Origin of the sequence: Paenibacillus sp. RUD330 (genome assembly GCF_002243345.2) — a bacterium.
Lineage (GTDB): Bacteria > Bacillota > Bacilli > Paenibacillales > Paenibacillaceae > Paenibacillus_O.
On the sequence record NZ_CP022655.2, the window covers coordinates 4731639 to 4748495 of the forward strand.

A 16857-nucleotide genomic window follows, 5' to 3' on the forward strand; every position below is an offset into this window, starting at 1 on the left:
GGCTGCACGCCGCTGCGGCGGCAGCCGGAAGGTCAATTAGGATCCGCTTATTCCCACTCGATGGTCGCCGGCGGCTTGGAGGTGATGTCGTACACGACGCGGTTGACGTTGTCGACCTCGTTGACGATGCGCACCGAGATTTTCTCCAGCACATCCCAAGGGATGCGCGCCCAATCGGCCGTCATGCCGTCGATGGACGTGACGGCGCGGATGCCGACGGTGTAGGAATACGTGCGGGCGTCGCCCATGACGCCTACGCTCTTCATGCCCGGAAGGGCGGTGAAGTACTGCCAGATCTCGCGGTCGAGGCCGGCCTTCGCGATTTCGTCGCGCAGGATGGCGTCGGATTCGCGAACGATTTCCAGCTTGTCCTCCGTCACCTCGCCCAGTACGCGAATCGCGAGCCCCGGACCCGGGAACGGCTGGCGCCAGACGATGGCGTCCGGCAAGCCGCACTCGGAGCCGACCTTGCGGACCTCGTCCTTGAACAGCGCGCTCAGCGGCTCGACCAGCTTGAACTTGATGTCCTCCGGCAGCCCGCCTACGTTGTGGTGGGACTTGATCGTCTGCGCCGTCGCCGTGCCGCTCTCCACGATGTCCGTATAGAGGGTTCCTTGCGCCAGGAACTCGTAGTTCGCCAGCTTTTCGGACTCCTCCTGGAACAGGTAGATGAACTCGTTGCCGATGATCTTGCGCTTCTTCTCGGGATCGTCCACGCCCTTCAGCTTGCCGAGGAACCGCTCGCTGGCGTCGATCTTGATCACTTCAATGCCGAACTTGCCGACAAAGGTCTCCATGACGCTGTCCGCCTCGCCCTTGCGCAGAAGGCCATGGTCGATGAACATGCAGGTCAGGCGGTCTCCGATCGCTTTGTGGACGAGCATGGCGACAACGGAGGAATCGACGCCTCCGGACAGGGCGCAGAGCACGCGTCCGGTCTCTCCCACCTTCTCCTGGATGTCGCGCACGGCGTCCTCGATGAAGGTTTCCATGCTCCATGTGCCTTCGCATTTGCAGATCGTGTACAGAAAGTTGCGGATCATATCGTTGCCGTACACGGAGTGGCGAACCTCGGGATGGAACTGGACGGCGTAGAAATTCTTCTCCGGATGGCTCATGGCCGCGATCGGCGCATGCTCCGTACCCGCATCCAAGCGGAAGCCTTCCGGCATTTCGACAACCAGATCCGTATGGCTCATCCATACCGTCTGCGTGTTCTCCAGGCCGAGCGCGAGCGCGGCTCCGTTCTCGAAGGTCACGTCTGCGCGGCCGTATTCCCGCTTGCCCGCACGTTGAACCTTGCCCTTGAGCTGATGGCTCATCAGCTGCATGCCGTAGCAAATACCGAAAATCGGCAGCCCCAGCTCGTAGATCTCCGGATCGACCATCGGGGAATTTTCCTCATATACGCTCGCCGGCCCGCCGGAGAACACGATGCCCTTGGGCGCGAGTTCCCGGATCCGCTCTGCCGACGTGTTGTATGGCAGCAGCTCGCTGTAGACGCCCAAATCCCGGATGCGACGCGCGATCAGCTGGTTGTATTGTCCCCCGAAGTCGAGAACTACGATCATTTCATTTGGCTTGTTCACTGCCGAACCTCCCTCAATCAATTGGACTCATTATATCCAAGCCCTCTCCGGGCAGTCAAGGCGCACGGCAAGCCGTCTCCACAGGTAAAATCCCCCCGGAAATCCAGCGGCGCGCGGGCTGCGGCTTCCCTGGCAGAAGGGAAGCCCGGCTTGCCGAGGGCAGCCCGGCGGCGGGATCAGGCGCCGCGCCGGCGGTCCAAATACGGGAAGGCCGGGGGAGCCTGCTCCGCTTGCAGATGCCGGATGGCCCTTGATGCAGCCGGGATTCAGGAGGCTGCATGCACAGAGCATCAGGCGCCGGACGAGCCCTGCGCCAGGCTTCGCAGACTGCAGGAGCAAGGCGCCTGGCGAGCCCAGATCCGGGCTTCGGCAAACTGCGAGAGAGCTGCGCATCAAGCGCCTGGCGGGCCGGCGCCGGAGGCTGGCCGAGCCAGCAGCAGCGCAGCCGCAGCCGCAAGCTCGCCCGGCGCGGGGCCGCTCCAGGCCGCCGCCGGCGGGCCGAAGCGGGCGGCCTCTTCCCAGGCCGCAAGCCGCCGCAGCGCGGCCGCGGCTTGCGGCTCGAGCGCCGGCGCCAGCGCGGCGGCCCGCTCGCGGGCGCTGCCTGCGGCCAGGTGCGCCGCCGCATGCCTGCGCTCGAGCAGGGCGCCGAGCGCAGCCGCAGCCGCGAGCAGCGCGGCTTGCGGCGCGGCGCGCCGGCCGCGCGGACGGCGGCGCAGCCCGCCGGCGAGCTCCGGCGGCGGGCCGCCGCGGCGCCCGGGCGCGGCGGCTGCGGCGCAGGCGCGCGCGTAGCGGCGCAGCGCAAGCGCGAGGCGCAGCCGCCCGCGCAGCGCGGGCGAAGCCAGCGCGCCGGCCGCGGCGGCGAGCGCCGCGAGCGCAGCCGCGGGGCCGGGCTGCAGCCGCCTGCGCCAGGCGCGCGGCCGCCGAGCCGGCGGCTTGCGCGGCCGCGGCCGCGCTTGCGGCGAGGCGGGCCGCGGCGGAGCCGGCCGCATCGCGCAGCCGCTGCGCGGGCGAGCCGTCCTGCGCGGCGCCAGGCTGCTCAAGCCCGTTCGGCGCTTGCGGACTCGCGCCTTGCGGAGCGGCCGCCGCTCCGGCCGGGCCGGCAAAGCCCGGCGTCGGATCGAACGCGACCCAGCCCGCGCCGTCCAGATAGACCTCTACCCAGGCATGCGCGTCGGCGGCGGTGACCTCGTAAACCCGGCTTCCCGCTTCCGCCTCGCTTTGATCCTTGGCCGGACTTCCGGCGGTGTAGCCTTTGACCCAGCGTGCCGGGATGCCTTGCGAGCGGAGCATGACCGCCATCGCCGTCGAGAAATGCACGCAGTAGCCCGTCTTCTGCACGAAGAGGAACTGGTCGGCCAGATCCTGGCCTTCCTTCGGAATGGAAGTGTCCGTCAGCGAGTAGACGTAATGCTGCTTCAAATATTGACTGACGGCCGCCGCCTGGTCGTACCGGTTCGGACCAGCCGCGCGGACGATGGACGAGGCCAGATCCTTCACCCGCTTCGGCAGGTTGGAGGGAAGCTGCAGATTCGCCTGGATCTGCTCCTGCAGCCACCCCGCATCGGCGCCCTCCGCCGCCTCCTTGACCTCCGCCTGCACGCGGAGAACCGAGGCGGATGTCTCCGGTTTGACCGAGCGCGCCTCGTACTGCAGCTCTCCCGAGCCTCCTTGGGGCAAATAGATCGCTTCGGTAATTTTGTCCTTCAGGTAAGCGGTGGCCCCCTTTTCGGCGCCTTCCCCTTGCGCCGCCATCAGCTCGGCGTTCCTGCCCGATACCGGAAGCGGCTGTCCTTCGGCATGCCTTGCGAGCCGCACCGTCTGGGTGATCTCATCGCCCCCGCCCGACTCCGAGCCCTCGACCGAACCGATCGGAACCGATTGGAGCTGCCCGTAATCCTCCCTCCAGCCGCGTCCTTCATAGACGGACTTGGACTCTCCTCTCCAATAGAGCGGAGCGGGAGAAAGCGCCGTGAAGACTGGCGTCCTGGCCAGCGCGAGAGGCGCCCCCAAGACGGAATCGTCCTGGCTGTAGCCGGAAAAGGCCCCTTGCAGCGTGCCGCTTCCCACGACAAGCCGGGATACGTTCCCTGCGCCCGAAGCCGCTGCGGAGGCGCTTTCCCGGATGCTGTGCTGGACCTCGAGCGCCCAAGACGCCGGGCCGTACAGGCGCGGCTTGCCGCTGGACAGAAGGAGGGCGGCGCCGAGCACGAGCAGGGCGGCGCCCGCCGCCGCAGCCCACCCGCCCAGCCGGACAGGATGCCCTCCGGACGGGAAGCCCCAAGCCCCGGCCGGAACCGGCGGAGGCGCTTCGCCCGCCCGCCGCCGCAGCCGATGTCCGGTCAGCAGCGCGGAGAGCAGCAGGCCCTCCGCCGCCGCACGGGCCATGCCCGGCAGCAAGTCGAGGCCCATCCATTGATAGAGCAGGCCGAGATACAAGCCCGTCAGCACGGTCAGTCCCAATCCCCATTGGCGGATCCAGACCAGTGTCTGGAGCGCGGACAGCAGCGCCGCAAGTCCGGCAAGCAGCAGAAGCGCCTGCGTCGGAGCGGATAGGCCGGAGATGCCCTGGGCGCCCACGCTGCGGATATCATCCGCAAGTATGCCAGGCAAGCCGCCGATCCAGTTCAGCAAGAGCCGCATGCCCCCGGCCATCCATCCCGCCCCGCCGATCAGCACGGCCGTCCTCAGCAGCGAAGCGGCCCAGCCCGGCAGCAAAAGAGCGCCTGCAGCCAAAAAAGCCCCTCCGATAAGCAGCAGGCGCGCCAGCGGAAAGGAACTGTTCCAGCCCGGCAGCTGAGCGAGCGGAAGCAGCCACTCCGCCAGCAGTCCAAGCAGCAGCAGGCTGGTGGCAAGACGCAGCGGCAGGCTCAGCGAATGTCCCGACAGATCGCTTCCCGAAGCGGGAGCGGCGATCTTCCCGCTTCCTCCTGCAGGACGGCCGGAATGTGAGCGCGCGCTCGTGCTCTTCAGCGGCTTATTCGCCGGAGCGGCTGTTCCTGCCGCCGGCAAGCCGGTTCCCGTTGGCGCCAAAAAGCCTCCTGCTGCCGGTTGTCCCGGCTGGCTTCCGGACGGAATGCCGCTTCCTGCCCCATGTGCGGCCAGCAAAGGCAAACCCGCATGACCGGCCTTGCCGGTCAGCGGGGCGGCAGGCGCTGCCGCCTTCAAAGTCGGCCCGGGGAGCGTTCCGCCCCTTGCGCTTTTTCCCTGCCTATCATCAGCTTGCGGAGGATATCCGGCCCCGTGGGCTCTCGATTCTATCCTCGCGCCGGCTCCTTGCCGCTTTCCCGTTCCCTGCTGCATTCCGGTTCCTTGCTGCATTCCGGTTCCTTGCTGCTTGCCGGTTCCTTGCTGTATTCCGATTCCTTGCCGCTTGCCGGCACCCTTACCTCCCGTCATGGCGGCCGCCCTCCTTTCCCTGATGAAGAACCGGCTTGGCGGCCGGCGAGGAAAGAGACATCCAGGAGACGCGGTATCCTCTGGCCTGCGCCCAGCGCATCCGCTCCCGCATGGCGGCGGAAGGCACCGTCTGCAGTATCGGAACCCTGAATTCAAAGCGGCAGCCGGCCGCTTGGGCCGCCTCCGCCGCATGGCTCCATGCTTCTCCGTCCTGCCAGTCCGGCGTCACCATGACCAGGCTGCACCCGTGGGGCAGCAGCCTGTCCGAGCGCAGCCGGTCGAGCTGCTCTGCCAGCGTGCCCATCGATGCCGGGCTGAGCCTCGCGAGCAGACGCGCCGCCGCCTCGACGGCTCCTTTGCCTTGGCCGCCGGCGCGGACAAGCACCGTGCCTGCTCCGGCTTGCAGCCGGACGGAGCGTCCGCTTCGCCGCTCTTCCAGCATCGCAGCCAGCGCGAGTCCCGCGCTGCGGTCTAGCAGCGCGTCGCCTAAGCCGGCTCCCGAGCCCAGAAGCACGACGGCCACGGCGCCGGGACCGGCCTCGTCCGTCTTGATCCGGAGCTCGCGTCCCTTGGCCGCCGCCCGCCAATCGATATGCCGGACGGAGTCTCCCTCCCGGTAAGGCCGCGTGCCCGGGCCGGCGCCGCCGGAACGCCGCTCCCGCCGCCCTTCTCCAGGCTCCCCGCCGCCGATTCCGCCTTGCGGCCTGTCCGCTCCGGCCGGAGGAAGGCTTTCCCGGTCTCCCTCAGGCTGGGGAAGGACGGTGAACTCACCGCCGCATTCCAGCTTCCGCCGGGAAGCGGCAAGTCCGAAAGGCTCGACGGCTGTCACCGTCAAGGCCCGGAACCGGTAGCAGCCCCGTCCCAGGTTCGCCGCTTCATACTTCAGCGTCCACTCCTTTTTCAGCCAAGGAAGAGACCATCCTGCCATCGTCAAAGGCTGCTTGAGGCCCGCCGATTCATTGACCAGCTCCTCCCGGACCTGCAGCATGAGCAGCGGCAGCACCCGGCGCCCCCGAATCACAAGGGTGACCTCCAGCGAGCCGTCCTGGCTTCCCGGCGCCAGCCGCCGCTCCGCCTGAAGCCCGCTGCCCGCCATCCATAATCCCGGCAAGGCGGCAAGCGCAAGCACGCCACCCAGGACAGAAGCGGCGAGCCATTCCGCCGCTCCGCCTCGGACAGCTGCCGCGGCCATAGCGGCGGCAGCCAGCATGGCAAGCGCGGCAAGCGCCAGACGGCGCGGCCTGATGGCCGCGGGCAAGCTCGAAGCGTCCCGGACTGCGAAGCTTCCGGCTCCAGGCTGCGCTTTGGCGGTGCTGCCCTGCATATGGCTTCCCGCCCCAGGCTGCGCTTTATCGGTGCTGCCCTGCATATGGCTTCCCGAGCCAAATGCCGCCACGCCTCCGCCTCCCTGCCGGATGCTCCCGGAGCCGGATGCGGCCATTCCCCCTCCGCCAGCAGCTAAATGCCCTCGAGACGCCATGCTTCCCGCTCCGGGCACCGCCATTCCGCCTGGCGCCGCAATTCCTTGCGCAGCCGCATAACCGGCTCCGTTCGACGCCGGCCCTCCGGCCGCATGCGGCCCCGGCCCTCCCGCACCGCTTCCGGACGCGCTCACAGCTTCGCCCCCCGGGAACCGGGAACCGGCACAGAGCCCAGGATGCGGATCAGCGCGCCTGCCGCGGCTGCCGGGTCCGGCTGGCCGTATCCGTCCCGGGCGCACAGCCTGTGGGACAGCACCGCAGCCGCGACGGCCTTCAAATCATCCGGCAGCACGTAATCCCGGCCTGCCGCGTAAGCCATCGCCTGGCCCGCCCGCAGCCAATCCCGCGACGCCCTCGGGCTTGCTCCGAGCGCAAGCTCCGGGGCCACCCGCGTCGCCTGGACGACCCGTACGATATAAGTCAGCAGCTCCGGGCTGCAATGCACGGTCCGGCTCTCCTCTATCATGGCCTGCCACTGCCGCGCGGAGACGACCGGCCGCAGCAGCTCCGGCTGGCGCTGCTCGCCGGCCGCCATCATTTCCAGCATCCGCACCTCGTCCCGGCTATCCGGATAGCCGATCGACAGCCTCATCATGAAACGGTCCATCTGAGCTTCCGGCAGCGGATGCGTTCCTTCGTCGTCAAGCGGATTCTGGGTCGCGATCAGCAGCCAAGGCTCCGGGAGCCGGCGGGTCGTCCCGTCCACGGTGACGCATCTCTCCTCCATAGCCTCCAGCAGCGCCGACTGCGTTCGAGGCGACGTGCGGTTGATCTCGTCGGCCAGGACGATGTTGGCCATGATCGGACCTTCGCGATAAATGAACTCGCCTGCCCTGCCGTCCCATACCGAGCCTCCCGTCACATCCGCCGGCAGCAGGTCCGAAGTGAACTGGATGCGCTGGAAGCGGCCTCCCGTCAGCCGCGCGAGCGCTCGGGCCAGCAGCGTCTTGCCGACCCCCGGCACATCCTCCAGCAAAATATGACCGCCCGCCAGCATCGCCGCGGCAGCCAGTCCGATCGTCTCCCTCTTCCCGAGCAGCACGCTCTCAGCGCGAGCCTCCAGGCGCGCGACGAGCGCCTGCTTCGGCTCCGGCCACTCCTCAGCCCCACGATGGCCGGGCGTCTCCTGCGGCTGCGGTTCCCTGTTCAGCATTTCGATTCCTCCCGCATGTTCCGGATTCTATGAATCTTCCATGCTATCAGTCTCTCCACCGCAAGGAAGAAATAGACCCCGAACCCCCAGGGATCGCGGAATATAACGGATTCTCCCTCTTTCTTCCCGCCAGCCTAAGCTTGCATGACCGGGCAGACCGATGAAAGCCGAGCACGCTCTTGGGTTTAGGGAGTCCCATTTTCATTCGGTGATCGCTGTGGAAGCGGTATCGTTCGGAATCGGCCAGATGCAAAAAAAGGCCGGGACCGCCGCCGGTCTTGGCCCTTTTATCGAAACAATACGAGGATCTGATTGTCGCCCGTCCGCCTCATGACCCGGTACCCCGTCTCCGAGCTCGTCGCGATGCCCTGATTGTTCGGAAGGCAATAACCGTTGACCGAGCAGGAGCCGTCGTCTCTCACGAGCAGCCTGCCGAGCAGGCCGACGGACACCCATTCCGCCCTCAGCCTTCTGGGGACGTAGCTCCGGGAAGGATCCCAGGCTGGATTGAGGACCGGGTCCGTCAGCGCATAGGCGGGACGGATGAGAGCGCCGTCCGCGTCCCTCTCCTCGGGAACGGCCGCTTCCCGGACCTGCACCCTGCCCCACTCGTCCTTCACATACTTTTCCTCCCACCGGAGCTCCGCTGCATTTCCGACCATCGTCGGAACCGCGCTGGAGATGCCGAGGATGTCGTCGCCGGCGGCAGCCGTCCGGATCCGGTCGCCGTCCAGAGCGATGAAATAACCCGGCTCGATGGCGCTGCCGCCGATCGTCTCGTACATCTCGGCATAGTCGGCGCCGCCGGAAAAATAGCTGCCGTCGATGGACATGTTCCCGGAAGAGCCCTGCAGCACGGCGGCCAGCCCCGGCGCGGCGGCGGAGGTCCCATTCGCCACATGCCAGGAAAAGGGGTACAGCGTCGTCCCATACCGGCCCATGATATGAGATCCATTGAGGCTGGCGGTCGTCTGCAGCCCTTCCGCATGGGAGAAGTCCCCGCTCGCGACCGTAAGCACCCCTTCCGCATGGGCCCGGCTGCCAAGCGCCGACGTATCCGAGCCCTCGGCGTGGGAGCCGAAGCCGCCTGCTGTCGTGCCGACTCCTTCGGCATGAGAGTTGTTGCCCGAGGCGGCCGTCGTGTTGCCCTCCGCATGGGAGGCATAACCGGAAGCCGTGGATGTATACCCTTCCGCATGGGAGTTGAAGGCATTGGCGATCGTATTCGAGCCTTCCGCATGGGCGTAATTGTTGGACGCCTCGGTCATGTAACCTTCCGCATGGGAAAAGTTCCCGGATGCCGTCGTATTGGATCCCTCCGCATGGGCCGAAGTCCCCGATGCCGTCGTGCTGACTCCTTCCGCATGAGTGCCGTTGTTGGAGGAAAGCGTCGATATCCCTTCCGCATGGGAGCCAAGCCCCTCGGCGGCGGATCCGAAGCCTCCCGCATGGGAATACGTTCCGGAAGCCGTCGTCCCGGAGCCTTCCGAGTGGGAGTTCCCGCCGATGGCTGCCGTGCTGCTGCCCTCGGCATGGGAGGCGAAGCCTTCGGCGGCCGTACCGATCCCTTCCGCATGCGAATTGTTTCCGGAGGCGATCGTCGTATTCCCTTCGGCATGGGAGGCATAGCCCTCCGCGGTCGCCGCGTAGCCTTCCGCATGGGTATTGGAGGCGCTGGCGACCGTAAGCGATCCCTCCGCATGGGCATAGTTCGCGCTGGCCGCCGTATTGTAGCCTTCCGTATGGGAATAGTTGCCGGACGCCTCGGTGCCGGAGCCCTCCGCATGGGCGTAATCCCCGCTCGCATCCGTGCCCGAGCCTTCCGCATGGGCGGCCAATCCCGACGCCGTCGCGAATCTCCCCTCGGCGTGGGAGGATTCCCCGCTTGACGCCGTGCGGTAGCCCTCGGCATGCGACGCCGTTCCGCTCGCGTTCGTTTGAGAGCCTTCCGCATGGGCCGCATCCATGCCGGCCGTCGTCGAGAAGCCTTCCGCATGGGAGGCCGAGCCGCTCGCCACCGTCCCCGATCCTTCCGCATGCGCGCTGTCTGCGAGCGATTGCGAATTGTAGCCTTCCGCATGGGAGCCAGTGCCCGTCGCGCGCGTTTCGTCGCCCTCCGCATGGGAGGCTTCTCCGCTTGCCATCGTCTGCGCGCCTTCCGCATGAGCGGCGTTGCCGCTGGCGACCGTTTCCGATCCTTCCGCGTGGGACGCATCGGCATTCGCCGCCGTCCTGAAGCCTTCGGCATGGGACGCCGATCCGCTCGCCGCCGTTTCCGCCCCTTCCGCGTGAGCGCTGTCCGCAATCGACTGGGTGTCGTAGCCCTCGGAATGGGCTGCATTGCCGGATGCGGTCGTGCCGCTCCCTTCCGCATGGGATGCGACTCCGCTTGCCGTCGTATTGATGCCTTCCGCCTCCGAGCAAAGCCCGGAAGGGTCCCGGTTGCAATCTTCGGGCATGGAACGAGCCTCCTCCATCAATCCGTTTTCAAGCATCCTTCCATCCCTATGCATAACCGAAGGAGAAAAGAAGAAAATGCGGCAAAAAGGCCGACCGGAAAGCCGGTCAGCCTTTGCTTTTGATTTTTACGATGGCTTTTGCGATCGTTTTAGAGATGGCTTTTGCGATCGTTTTTGAGATGGCTTCTGCGATCGTTATTGCGATGGCTTCCTGCGAAATTTATGCGACGGCCTCTGCGATCGCCTTTAGGCGGCCGCCTTGCCGGAATCAAGACCCTCGTCCGTCCATACCTCGACAAGCCCGGCGGAGCTGCTCATCTGCACGGCGCGCTGGCCAAGCAGCTCCAGCAGATCGGTCAGCGGCGCCCGCAGGGTGCCGGCCGGCTGCTGGAACACGAGCTCCTTCTGCAGGCTGCCGCTTGCTCCGCTGGCGGCGATGATGGCGGCTGTGCCTGACGCGGCGTCCCATTGCACCGAGCCTCCGAGCGCCTCAACGACGCGGCGGACCGGTACGGACAGCTTGTCTCCATGCAGCGAATAACCGCCGTACGCAAGCTTCAGATCTCCCAGCGGGGTATGAAGGAGAAGATCCGCGTCGAGAGTGCCGTACGCCTTTCCATGTGCCGCTGTTCCGCTGCCTGCCGCATTTGCGGGAAGGCTGTGCGGCTGCACCTGGCCGACAGGAGCCATCGCCGGCACGGAGATCTTGTCCCCGTCGTCCGCAGCCAGCCAGGACTGGCTCGCCCTCAGCCTGCCGCTCTCCGCCGCGAAGGCGGCCGCTTCGCCCGGAAGCGGCGCGGGCCGCTGCCACTTGAGCTGCTTCGCCAGCGGGAACAAGGGAACTTCGGCGGAAGGGGTGACGGCAGCGAAGCTGTAGCCCTTGTCTTTGTAGTAAGCGATAATGGCCGGAAGAGCCTTGACCGACTCCGCATGGCCGGTGCCGTCATGCAGCAGGATCGTCATCTCATGCTTCAGCGGCGCCGAAGTCGCGCCGGCGATGATTTCCTTGGCCGGCACTCCGGCCCGCTTGGAGTCGCCGCTGTCCACATTCCAGTCCACCATCTTGTAGCCCGCATTTTTCATCGCCTCGAAATAACCCGAGTCGAAGTTGCTGTACGTCCCCCCTGGAGCCCGCACCAGATCCGTCGCCACTCCCGCTTCCAGCAGCGCTTTCTCCGTCCGCACCGTCTGCTCCGCATAAACGGAGAAGCTGCCGTAGATCTCGGAGTAGACATGATCATAGGAGTGGTTGCCGATGGAATGGCCGGCCGCCTTGACCTTGCGCACCAGGTCCGGACGCTCCTCGACATGGCGGCCGACCATGAAGAAGGTCGCCTTGATTCCATTTTTCTTCAATATATCCAGCACCTGAGGCGTGTAGATGCTCGGCCCGTCGTCGAAGGTCAGGTAGACGGTCGGCTTGGCGGGACGCTCCGCAGCCGCGCTCTTGCCCGTGCCCGCAGCAGAAGCTGCGGCGCTGGTTCCGGCCGTTCCGCCAGCCTCCGCCGCCGCTCCCTGCTTGTCCGCTTCAGGCGCCGCGCCGGAATCGCCCCGGCCTGCCTGAGCCGCGTCCGCCGTCCCTCCGTCCTGTCCCGCGCCGGAAGCCTGCTCCAATGCCGCGATCAGCTGCTTCTCCGTCATTCCGGACAAGGCGATGCTGTTCCATCCTGCGGCCGCTCCGCCTGATTTTCCGGATCCGGCTTGTCCCGCAGCGGCGACGGCAGCTCCTGAAGGAAGCGGCCTGCCCGCTTGAGCGGCGGCTCCATCCGAAGCGAACGGTGCAGAAGCTGCGGCCATCGCCGCAGGCGGCCCCGCTGTCAGCGCCCGGCCTGGAGCGAGAGAAGCCCAATCGTTGCCGAATCCCGTCAATCCTGTCAGCAGCGCCGCGGCGGCCGCCATCAATCGAAGCGTACTTTTTCCCATGAATGGATGCACCCTTTCTATGAAAAACGAATCCTCTTTGCTAGATTCTATGAGAGAGGGTCCGGCTCTATGACAAGCTTGCCTCATCCATTCCCCGCCCGGCGCTGGCGTTACTTCTTCAAGCCCGGCTTCGGCCTTCTCTGCGACCAGAACGATCCCAGAGCCTCCGGGTCGTCCGTGAGGATGCCGTCCGCCCCCGCCGCCGCGGCCTTGAGCGCCTGCCGCTTGCTGTCGACCGTCCAGATGAACGTATGCAGGCCGCTGTCGTGGATCATCTTCACCTTGAGCGGCTTGGCCAGCTGCTTGCGGATATTGGCGTAATCGGCCCATTCCGCCATGGCGTGCAGCGCCGCCGGATTCAGCGCCTTGTCTTCCGAGATCAGCACGCCCAGCGGAATCGACGGCAACAAGGCGTGGAACTGCTTGAGCGCGGGAATGTGGAACGACTGGACCATGACGGGCTCCTTCTTCCAGGGCGGGCCGTTCACCGCGTCCTGCAGGCGGATTTCGCCGTTGATGCCGCAGCGTCTCATCGCTTCCGCCACCGCCTGCACGAGGCCCGGCTGCCGCTCGGCGTCCTTCAGCTCGATGAGCAGGCCGATGCGGTTGTAATAGCGCAGCAGGACGTCCTCGAGCAGCGGAATCCGCTGTCCGGCGAAGCGAGGAGAGAACCAGGCTCCGGCGTCCAGCCGCTTCAGCTCTTCCGCCGTGCGGAGCGAGGCCCTTCCTTTGCCGCCGGTCGTCCGTTCAAGGTTTTCGTCATGCAGCACGAACGGGATGCCGTCGGCGGACAGCTGGACATCCAGCTCGATGTAATCGGCTCCCTGGCGGACGGCCAGATCGAAAGCCGCCAGCGTGTTCTCCGGCGCATAGGCCGAAGCTCCCCTGTGCGCGAGAATGAGCGGGCGGGCCGGCGCTTGGGCTGAAGCTGTCCGGACCGGAGCCTTCGCTTTGAGGGCGTCTGCGCGCGCAGGCAGCGCTTGCAGAAGAAGCAGCGCCGCGCAAAGGCCGATCCCCATTTTTGCCGCGGCCGGCCCGATTTTCTTCCATCCGCTCCTCATGCCTTATCCCCCCTGGAGTTCCCTTTATGTCTACTATGTCCCAAAAAGGAGTTATTTACCACTGCAAAACAAAGGCCGCTTTTGCGGCAGACGAGATCTGCCCGCAAAAGCGGCCTTACAGACGTTCGAGAGCCGAGACTCCGGCAGTTCGTTCCCTTCAGCCGGGATCCGGAGCAAGGCTTGCAAGCACGTCGGCTGCGTGGCCCTTCACCTTGACGCCACGCCATTCCTTGACGAGACGCCCTTCCTCGTCGATGAGAAAGGTCGACCGGACCACGCCCATATATTCGCGGCCGTACAGCTTCTTGAGCTGCCAGACGCCATAGGCTTCGCAGGCGGCATGCTCCGGATCGGACAGCAGCGGGAACGGAAGCCCGTGCTTGTCCCGGAACCGATGATGGGACTTGACCGGATCCGGGCTGATGCCGAGGACAACCGCCCCTTGGCCGTCGAAATCCGGCCAAGCATCGCGGAAATCGCAAGCCTCCTGCGTGCAGCTCGAGGTCAGATCCTTGGGATAGAAATACAGAATGACCTTTCGGCCGCGATATTGGCTCAGGGTGACGGCCTCCCGTTCCGCTCCTGCAGCGGGCAGCGTGAAATCGGGCGCCGGCTGTCCCGGCGCTGGCGTGGCTGACATGATGTCTCCTCCTCGTTGGGCTCTGGCCCTTTGCGTATGGCAACCGTTCTTTCTGCGGCAAGCCTGCCGCCTCATGGAGGCAGGGAGCTCTCTGCGCTACGAGCCTGCGCCCCGGTATCTCTTGACCCCGTGGTTCCATACGGCCATGCCGACCGTCATGAAGACGATGCCGACAACCGGCGTCAGCAGCGCGAGCTGCGACAATCCGTCCCCATGGTCTCCGAGGAAATACGAGGCCGGGATGACGCCCACGAAGGCGAAAGGGATGAGCCAGGTGAGCAGGAAGCGGATGACTTTATTGTAGATATTGACAGGATAGCGTCCGTAGTTCTGGATATTGAACATCAGCGGCAGAATGCCGGTCGGCGCATCCGAGTAGAACGAGATGGCCGTCAGCGCCGTATAGATGCCTCCGTACACGAGCACCGCCCCCAGCACCAGCACGATCATGACCGGGATGTCCCACCACTCCAGCGGCAAGCCCAGCTTCAGCCAGCAGGAGATCATGATGGCGATGCCCGCCAGAGAGCCGATGAGCGAAGGCGGATCCATATTCTCCAGCGTCACCTGGAACCAGTTGTGGGCGGGACGGGTCAGTACCCGGTCCATCTCGCCTTTGGTAATGTAGCGGTCGCTGAAATTCCACAGATTGAAGAACGTGCCGAAGATTCCGAACGGGACCATGAAAAACCCGTAGACGAAAATGACTTCCGCCTCGCTCCAGCCGCCGAGCGTCGGCGTATGCTGGAAGACGACCAGGATGAAGATGAGGTTGGCCGCCTGGAAGCTGAGATCCGACAGCACCTCGATCCAGAAGTCGGCCCGGTAGGTCAGCTTCGTTTTGGCGTAATTCTTGAAGTAGTCCATCAGCAGCGACAGATAGAAACGCAGCTTCATGTCTCAGCCCCCCTGTACGAACAGCCGGGTTCGCGCGGAACGCCATACGAGCGCGATCGGCAGCAGCAGAATGAGGAACCAGAGCAGCTGCAGGCCCAAGACGCCGCCGATCTCGCTGGCGGGAGTCCTTCCCGTGAACACCGAGCTCGGCAGATAGGTGATCGCCTGGAACGGCAGCCATTTCATGGCGCCCTCCAGCCAGCCGGGAAAAAAGCTGATCGGAACGATGACCCCCGAGAACAGATCGACCGCTACCCTCTTCAGCCGCATCATGCCTTCGCTGCTTTCGACGAAGAACGCCGCCAGGCCGGTCAGGATGTTGATCTGCGAGTTGATCAGGAAGCTGAAGAACAGCATGACGAGATACACCGCCCAGATGCCGGGGTCGGACGGAAGCTTCACCGGGAACAGCAGGCAGGCCAGAGCCATGCCGGGAATCATGAACAGCAGGAAGCGGAAGATGCCTTCCCCGAAGCCCTGCATCATCTTGACGACCAGATAGTTGTAAGGCCGGATCATCTGGATCGCCACGCTCCCGTCGCGGATCTCGTTGCCGATCTCCCGGTCCAGATTATTGAAATAGAACGCTCGGGCCATCCAGGATACGGCGACGTAAGTGGTCATTTGGCTGACCGTGAATCCGCCGAGCGTATCCTGCTGCCCGTAGATGGCCCCCCACAGGAAGTAGTAAGCCCCGATGTTAATCGCATAAATAATGATGCCGCTGTAATAGTTAACGCGGTAAGCAAGCATCATCAGGAAGCGGATCCGGATCAGGTCCAGATAGGCGCTAGCCACGTTTCACCGGCCCCTTCCCTTCCGCCCCTGCGAGGACAGGCGTTCCCGCATCGGGCTCGGACAAGGCGTCCCCGCCGTCACGGTCGCCGGGATCGAGGGCGTCCCGTCCCGCCGGCTGCTGCGGTCCGGCCGCGGCTGCGGATGCCTCCGCCAGCGGCATGGACGGCGATTCGCCGCCCGGAGCCTTCGCTTCTCCGCTGTCTGCCGAAGCTCCGGGCGGCGAGCCTGCCTCGCCGCCTGCGCCGGAGCCGTCCGGGGCATCTACGGCAAGCTCCGCCGCTCTCGCCTTGCCCGGTGACTGGGCATCCCCAGACTGGTAGATTTCGCGCACGATCTCGTCGGTGTTCGTCTCGATGATCTTCATGTCGCGGATTTCCAGGCCGGCGTCGCCGACGACGCGGGCGAGCGCTTCCGACACGTTCACCTCATGCGGCAGCCACATCGAGGCCGTCACTTCGTTGTCCAGCCTCCATTCCACGCCCTCCAGCCCGGAGGTCAGCGCCCGCAGGCGTTCCGCCTGCACCCGGCCTGCGAACTGGAACACGATCTCGCGCCCGCGGCTCCAGCGGCTCTTCAGCTCTTCCAGGCCGCCGTCATAAATAATGCGCCCGTCATCCAGCATGATGACTCTGGAGCAGAGCGCTTCAATATCCTGAAGATCATGGGTCGTAAGCAGGATGGTCGTGCCGTGTTCGCGGTTCATTGTTTTCAGGAAATCCCGGATCTCCGTCTTCACGACGATATCGAGCCCGATCGTAGGCTCGTCCAGGAACAGGATCGACGGATTATGCAGCAGGCTCGCCACGATCTCGCAGCGCATCCGCTGGCCGAGGCTCAGCTTGCGAACGGGACGGTTCAGCAGCTCGCCCAGCTGCAGACGCTCCACCAGCTCATCCAGACGCTTGCGGTAGTCCGCCTCCGGCACCCGGTACACCTTGCGCAGCAGCTGGAACGACTCGACGACGCCGATGTCCCACCACAGCTGGGACCTTTGGCCGAACACGACGCCGATCCCTCCGACAAACTTCTCCCTATCCTTATGCGGCACGTAGCCGTTGACCCTCAAATGGCCGGATGTCGGCACGAGGATGCCGGTCAGCATCTTGATCGTGGTCGATTTTCCAGCCCCGTTCTCTCCGATATATCCACAGATTTCCCCTTGGGGAATCTCGAAGGAGATGTCCTTCACGGCGGCTACCTCGCGGTATTCGCGCTTGAATAGATCCTTGAGGGCCCCGGACAGCCCTTCGCGGTTTTTCTGCACGCGGAACTCCTTGCGCAGATCCCGCACCTCTATAGCCGGCTTCTTGCTCATGCGTAGCTCCTCTCGTAAGGCGACTCGACATTTCCCGGGAAATTGGGAGTGATTTCCTCTCCCGCGGTTAAAACTTGCGTCCAACCGACCCCGGATTTATAATTTTATGATATGTTACGACAGCCGGGGGAAGCAAGCCGGACAG

At 65.3% G+C, this 16857-nt stretch carries 10 protein-coding genes and 1 pseudogene; all 11 read right to left on the reverse strand.

What is annotated here, in order from left to right; translation table 11 throughout:
* Nucleotides 1-47: 47 nt before the first annotated feature.
* Nucleotides 48-1589 carry a glutamine-hydrolyzing GMP synthase gene (guaA, locus tag CIC07_RS21665; protein ID WP_076359168.1) on the reverse strand — a complete coding sequence of 514 codons (1542 nt, stop codon included), beginning with the start codon at nucleotides 1587-1589 and terminating at the stop codon, nucleotides 48-50.
* A 30-nt stretch (nucleotides 1590-1619) separates the two neighbouring features.
* Nucleotides 1620-4985: a transglutaminase-like domain-containing protein gene (locus tag CIC07_RS21670; RefSeq protein ID WP_165895363.1), complete on the reverse strand. Its 3366-nt coding sequence runs from the start codon at nucleotides 4983-4985 to the stop codon at nucleotides 1620-1622.
* The gene (locus CIC07_RS21675; protein ID WP_094248251.1) at nucleotides 4972-6600 is read right to left on the reverse strand and encodes a DUF58 domain-containing protein; all 1629 of its coding nucleotides are present in this window, start codon (nucleotides 6598-6600) and stop codon (nucleotides 4972-4974) included. Before CIC07_RS21675 ends, CIC07_RS21670 begins: the two co-directional genes overlap by 14 nt.
* Nucleotides 6597-7619 carry an AAA family ATPase gene (locus CIC07_RS21680; RefSeq protein WP_094248252.1) on the reverse strand — a complete coding sequence of 341 codons (1023 nt, stop codon included), beginning with the start codon at nucleotides 7617-7619 and terminating at the stop codon, nucleotides 6597-6599. Before CIC07_RS21680 ends, CIC07_RS21675 begins: the two co-directional genes overlap by 4 nt.
* 287 nt (nucleotides 7620-7906) lie before the next feature.
* Nucleotides 7907-10078 carry a peptidase G2 autoproteolytic cleavage domain-containing protein gene (locus tag CIC07_RS21685; RefSeq protein ID WP_076359164.1) on the reverse strand — a complete coding sequence of 724 codons (2172 nt, stop codon included), beginning with the start codon at nucleotides 10076-10078 and terminating at the stop codon, nucleotides 7907-7909.
* 246 nt (nucleotides 10079-10324) lie between these two features.
* Nucleotides 10325-12001, reverse strand: a complete 1677-nt coding sequence (locus CIC07_RS21690; RefSeq protein WP_157741965.1) for a polysaccharide deacetylase family protein — start codon at nucleotides 11999-12001, stop codon at nucleotides 10325-10327.
* 110 nt (nucleotides 12002-12111) lie between these two features.
* A complete protein-coding gene (locus tag CIC07_RS21695; RefSeq protein WP_083688630.1) occupies nucleotides 12112-13062 on the reverse strand; it encodes a glycerophosphodiester phosphodiesterase in 951 nt (316 codons plus the stop codon).
* A gap of 157 nt (nucleotides 13063-13219) precedes the next feature.
* The gene (locus CIC07_RS21700; RefSeq protein WP_076359162.1) at nucleotides 13220-13702 is read right to left on the reverse strand and encodes a peroxiredoxin; all 483 of its coding nucleotides are present in this window, start codon (nucleotides 13700-13702) and stop codon (nucleotides 13220-13222) included.
* A 96-nt stretch (nucleotides 13703-13798) separates the two neighbouring features.
* Complete coding sequence (locus tag CIC07_RS21705; RefSeq protein ID WP_076359161.1) at nucleotides 13799-14599, reverse strand: ABC transporter permease; 801 nt, start codon at nucleotides 14597-14599, stop codon at nucleotides 13799-13801.
* Between the two features lie 3 nt (nucleotides 14600-14602).
* Complete coding sequence (locus tag CIC07_RS21710; RefSeq protein ID WP_076359160.1) at nucleotides 14603-15397, reverse strand: ABC transporter permease; 795 nt, start codon at nucleotides 15395-15397, stop codon at nucleotides 14603-14605.
* A 271-nt stretch (nucleotides 15398-15668) separates the two neighbouring features.
* Nucleotides 15669-16712: pseudogene (locus CIC07_RS21715) on the reverse strand (ABC transporter ATP-binding protein); the annotation flags it as partial.
* Nucleotides 16713-16857 lie beyond the last annotated feature (145 nt).